This window comes from Paracoccus aurantiacus (genome assembly GCF_007993065.1).
In the GTDB taxonomy this organism is placed as follows: Bacteria; Pseudomonadota; Alphaproteobacteria; order Rhodobacterales; family Rhodobacteraceae; genus Paracoccus; species Paracoccus aurantiacus.
Genome location: NZ_VOPL01000020.1, coordinates 1 through 5015, shown reverse-complemented (window position 1 = coordinate 5015; position 5015 = coordinate 1). Strand labels below are relative to the sequence as shown.

Genomic DNA, 5015 nt, shown 5'->3' with positions numbered 1-5015 from the left:
TTCAACCACAAGGCCAGCAGCGGGCTGCGCTATATCATCAACCCGCCCGGATCGCAGGCGCGTGTCCACCAGCATCTGAATATCGGTCAGGGCGAGGTGCCGTGGGACGATTTCTACCGCACACTGGCTGAAATAGGCTTCGACGGCATCATGACCGCCTGCGTCTTCGCGTGGGAGGAAAAGGCCGACGAATCCGGGAAATTCATGCGCAGCGAGATGCAGCGCTATGTCGATCAATACTTCAAGTGAGGCAGCAGAAATGACCTTGCAAGTTGGCGTCATCGGCACTGGCATGATCGGACAGGATCACATTCGCCGCCTGACGAAAGTTCTGTCCGGCGTTCAGGTGGTCGCAGTGACCGATATCGACCGCGCCCGTGCGGCCTCCGCAGCCCCCGAAGGGGCCGAGGTATTCGATACCCCGCAGGCGCTGATCCGGTCGGACAAGGTGCAGGCCGTTGTAATCTGTTCCTGGGGCCCGGCCCATGAAGAACAGCTGCTGGACTGTATCGCGGCGGGCAAGCCGGTCTTCTGCGAAAAGCCGCTGGTCACATCCGAAGCCGCCGCGCTGCGCGTGATGGAGGCCGAAACCGCCCATGGTAGCCGTCTGGTTCAGGTCGGCTTCATGCGCCGCTTCGATGCCGATTACCGGCGGCTGAAAGCGGTGATAGATGGGGGCAGCCTTGGCGCGCCGCTGATGTATCACTCGACCCATCGCAACGCCTCGGTGCCCGAGGGGCTGTATACCTCGGAGATGCCGCTGAACGATACGCTGGTCCATGACGCGGATATTTCGCGCTGGCTGCTGGATGACGAAATCGCGGGCGTCGAGGTGCGCGTGCCCCGCCGCAATTCGCGTGGCAAGGAACTGCGCGATCCGGTAATGGTGCTGCTGCATATGACGTCGGGTGTGATCGTCGATGTCGAGATCAGCGTGAACATCGCCTATGGCTATGACATCCGGGGCGAGGTCAGTTGCGAACAGGGTCTGGCCGCGCTGCCGAACCGTCCCGCGGTAGTCATCAGCGATCAGCACGGCATAAGGCAGGCCATCCCCGAGGATTGGCGCGAACGCTTTATCGAGGCCTATGATCAGGAATTCCGCGAATGGATCGTCGCGGCCGGGCAGGGCACTGCCACCGGCCCCAGCACATGGGACGGATATGCCGCCACGCTGGTGGCCGATGCCGCCCTGCGCGCCGTGGACAGCGGCAAGCGCGAAGACATCAGGATGACCCGCAAACCCGGCCTTTACGACCGCCCCGCACAGGCGGCGGCGTAAGGCGCAGCAGAAAGTTACAAGCATGTATAACGGCGAAAAACTGATCGAACGCCCGCTTCGCTGGGGCATGGTCGGCGGCGGGCGCACCGGGCAGGTGGGCTATAAGCACCGCACCGGCGCGTTGCGCGACGGCACCTATCAACTGGTTGCGGGGGCGTTCGATCTGGACGCGGAACGGGGCCGCGATTTCGGCACCAATCTGGGCGTTGCGCCTGATCGCTGCTATGCCACCCATCAGGACCTGATCGCGGGCGAGACGGGCCGCGAGGATGGGGTCGAGGTCGTCTCGGTCGCCACGCCCAACTTCACCCATTACGAGATCACCAAGGCGCTGCTGAATGCGGGCATTCATGTGATCTGCGAAAAGCCGCTGTTCTTTACCGTGGCCGAATGTGACGAGATCGCGGCGCTGGCAGAAGAAAAGGGCCTGATCGTCGGCGTGACCTATGGCTTTACCGGCCATCCGCTGGTGCGCCAGATGGCCGCGATGGTGGCCAAGGGCATGCTGGGCGAGATCCGCATCGTCGATCTGCAGTACACCCACGGCTTCAACGCGGGCGACGATAGCGATGCGTCCGAGGCGCAGAAATGGCGCACCGATCCGGCAAAATCCGGCCCGACCTTCGTTCTGGGCGATATCGGCACGCATCTTTACTATCTGTCCGAGGTCGTGCTCCCCGATCTGAAGATCGAGCGCCTTCTGTGCGACCGCAAGGCCTTCATCCCGTCACGTGCACCGCTGGAAGACCATGCCACCGTGTTGACCCATTACGACAATGGTGCGCGCGGCAGGCTGTGGGTCAGTTCGGTCAATGCCGGGAATATGGGGTCGCAGCGATACCGCTTTGTCGGCTCGAAAGCTTCGGTCGAATGGTCGGATTCCCATCCCGATCAACTGCTTTTTGAGGTTCAGGGCGAACCGAACCGCATCCTGCATCACGGCATGCCCTATCTGGAAGAGGAAAGCCTGGCCGTGGACCGCATGGGCGCGCTGCATACGGAAGGCCTCGGCGACAGCTGGGCCAATATCTATCTGTGGATCGCCCAGGCCATCGACGCGAAACGGCGCGGGGATGAGGCGTTTCTGAAAACCCACCGCTATCCGGGGATCGAGGCGGGCACTGAGGGCGTGCGCTGGCTGGAAAACTGTGTCCGATCGGCGGATGCGGGCGGCTCTTGGGTCGAATTCGAATAACCGGAACGGGCGCGCCGGCTGCCTCCCTGACCGGCGCGTCCACCTGTCATCATGGAAAGACAAGACCGATGAAACTTTCGATCTGCACCGATGTGATGGGCGACCTGTCCTTCACCGATATGCTGGATAAATGCGTGGCCCTTGGCGTCGAAGGGGTCGAGATGACCGGCGGCGGCTGGTCCCCCGCGCCGCATTTCCGCGCCGATGAATTGCTGGCTGACAAGGGCCTGCTGAAACAGAAGCTGGCCGAGATAAAGGCCCGCGGGCTGGAAATCGCGGCGCTGAACTGTTCGGCCAACCCGCTGGATCCGGGCGAGATGGGCAAGCGCCACCTGAAGGAAATGCAGGACACAATCCGTCTGGCCGGCGAAATCGGGGTGACAAAGATCGTCACCATGTCCGGTCTGCCAGAGGCCGCGCCCGGCGATATGGTCCCCAACTGGCTGGTCTATACGAAATCCTGGCCCGCCGAGATGCCCGAGCGCGACCGTTACCAATGGGAAGACCGTGCCTTCCCGCTGTGGCACGATCTGGTGAAACTGGCGAAAGAGGCCGGGGTCGATAAATACGCGCTGGAAAACTTTTCGGCCATGCTGGTCTGGAACCCCGAAACCCTGTTCCGCCTTCGGAACGAAGTCGGGCCGATGGTCGGCATGAACCTCGATCCCAGTCACCTGATCTGGATGGGCGCCGATCCGATCCACTCGGCTCGTGCCTTGGGCGAGGCGATCCATCATTGCCACGGCAAGGACACCCGCATCGAACGCGGCCGCGCCGATGTGGACGGGCTGCTTGAAACGCGCGAGGTCACCGATGTCGCCAACCGGACATGGAATTATGTCGCCGTCGGCGCGGGCAAGGACCTGCAATGGTGGAAGGAATTTTTCTCGGTCGTGCGCATGATGGGCTATAACGACTGGGTTTCGCTGGAGATGGAGGATTTCACCATGTCCACCGATGCCGGGATCCAGTCCTCAATCGACGCGCTGCAGGCGACGATCAGCAGGTAGGGGATCAGCAGGTGTATAAATTCATCATAACCATCGACTGCCAGCCCGGAACGCGCGACAAGATCCTGTCGCGTGCGCCCGAGGCGCAGCAAGCGACGCGGGCCGAACCGGGCTGCATCGCCTATGATTTCTACACCTGCACCGACAATCCCGACCGGCTGGTCTTTGTGGAAAGCTGGACGGACAAGGCCGCCCACGATTTCCATATGCAGCAGGACCATACGAAACGCTTCATCGCCTTTCACGAACAGTTCCATGAACGCCTGATCTTCGAGACGATCAATGTCGCAGACTGATCCCATCACCCTCACCTGTGCGCCCTGCTGCTGGGGTGTGGATGATGTGACAAACCCGCATCTGCCCGCATGGGAAACGGTGCTGGATCAGGCCGCGCAGGCGGGTTTCGGCGGGCTTGAATTTGGCCCCTATGGCTATATGCCGCTGGATGCCGGGGTGGTGGGACAGGCGCTGTCGGATCGCGGGCTGTCCATCGTGGCGGGCACGATCTTCGACGATCTGGTATCGCCCGCCAATCGCGGCAATCTGCTGCGCCAGACGGACGAAATCTGTGCCCTGATAACCGCGCTGCCCGCGCCCGCCATCCATCCCGGCCAGCGTTACCCGGCGCCCTATCTGACGGTGATGGACTGGGGCCATGACGAACGCGATTTTGCCGCCGGTCATTCCGACCGCGCTCCGCGTCTGGACCCGAATGCATGGGCGGGCATGATCGACAACATCCGCGCCATCGCCGCCCGCGCGGCGGAACATGGCGTGCGCTCCGTGATCCATCCCCATGCCGGCGGTTATATAGAATTCGCAGATGAGATCGCGCGGCTGGCTGGGGACATCCCCGCCGATCTGGCGGGGATGTGTCTCGATACCGGGCATCTGGCCTATTCCGGCATGGACCCGGTCGAGGCGCTGCGCCGCTATTGGGACCGGCTCGACTATATCCATTTCAAGGATATCGACCCGGCGGTCCATGACCGGATCATGGGTGAGCATATCCGCTTTTTCGACGCCTGCGCGCAGGGCGTCATGTGCCCCATCGGGCGCGGCAAGATCGACTATCCCGCCATAGCCAAGCTGCTGACCCAGCTTGGTTATGGCGGCTATATCACCATTGAACAGGAACGTGATCCGCAGAACCGGGCCTCGGTCCTCGATGATCTCGCGGCCAGCCGCCGCTTTCTGCGCGACACCGGATTCTAGGGGACAGAGTTATGGAAAAACCGCTTGATTTGATCACGATTGGCCGCAGCAGTGTTGATCTATATGGCGACCAGATCGGTGGTCGTTTGGAGGATATGGGGTCGTTTTCGAAGTATATCGGGGGGTCTCCGACGAATATTGCGTGCGGGACGGCGCGGCTGGGGTTGCGCTCGGCGGTGATTACGGGGGTTGGTGATGAGCATATGGGGCGGTTCATCCGCGAGCAGTTGGTGCGTGAGGGCGTGGATGTGCGGGGCGTCAAGACCGACCCGGACCGGCTGACGGCTCTGGTGATATTGGGCATCCGCGACGA

At 62.1% G+C, this 5015-nt stretch carries 7 protein-coding genes; all 7 read left to right on the top strand.

Annotation, left to right across the window (positions count from 1 at the left end):
- Positions 1 to 249: TIM barrel protein (locus FQV27_RS18560; protein WP_147101559.1), on the top strand; the 249-nt coding region annotated here is incomplete at its 5' end.
- 10 nt (positions 250 to 259) lie between these two features.
- Positions 260 to 1282 (top strand): Gfo/Idh/MocA family oxidoreductase, encoded by a 1023-nt coding sequence (locus FQV27_RS18555; RefSeq protein ID WP_147101556.1) that lies wholly within the window; start codon positions 260 to 262, stop codon positions 1280 to 1282.
- A gap of 22 nt (positions 1283 to 1304) precedes the next feature.
- Positions 1305 to 2477, top strand: a complete 1173-nt coding sequence (locus tag FQV27_RS18550; RefSeq protein ID WP_147101553.1) for a Gfo/Idh/MocA family protein — start codon at positions 1305 to 1307, stop codon at positions 2475 to 2477.
- Between the two features lie 68 nt (positions 2478 to 2545).
- Positions 2546 to 3487 carry a sugar phosphate isomerase/epimerase family protein gene (locus FQV27_RS18545; RefSeq protein WP_147101550.1) on the top strand — a complete coding sequence of 314 codons (942 nt, stop codon included), beginning with the start codon at positions 2546 to 2548 and terminating at the stop codon, positions 3485 to 3487.
- Positions 3488 to 3498: 11 nt separating this feature from the next.
- Positions 3499 to 3783: a putative quinol monooxygenase gene (locus FQV27_RS18540; protein WP_186827391.1), complete on the top strand. Its 285-nt coding sequence runs from the start codon at positions 3499 to 3501 to the stop codon at positions 3781 to 3783.
- Positions 3770 to 4702 carry a TIM barrel protein gene (locus FQV27_RS18535; RefSeq protein WP_147101543.1) on the top strand — a complete coding sequence of 311 codons (933 nt, stop codon included), beginning with the start codon at positions 3770 to 3772 and terminating at the stop codon, positions 4700 to 4702. The genes FQV27_RS18540 and FQV27_RS18535 overlap by 14 nt, the downstream gene beginning before the upstream one ends.
- An 11-nt stretch (positions 4703 to 4713) precedes the next feature.
- Positions 4714 to 5015: PfkB family carbohydrate kinase (locus tag FQV27_RS18530; RefSeq protein WP_246133181.1), on the top strand; the 302-nt coding region annotated here is incomplete at its 3' end.

Coding starts and splice junctions, on each gene's coding strand:
- FQV27_RS18555 (WP_147101556.1), top strand. CDS start 260: ATGACCTTGCAAGTTGGCGTCATCGGCACTGGCATGATCGGACAGGAT.
- FQV27_RS18550 (WP_147101553.1), top strand. CDS start 1,305: ATGTATAACGGCGAAAAACTGATCGAACGCCCGCTTCGCTGGGGCATG.
- FQV27_RS18545 (WP_147101550.1), top strand. CDS start 2,546: ATGAAACTTTCGATCTGCACCGATGTGATGGGCGACCTGTCCTTCACC.
- FQV27_RS18535 (WP_147101543.1), top strand. CDS start 3,770: ATGTCGCAGACTGATCCCATCACCCTCACCTGTGCGCCCTGCTGCTGG.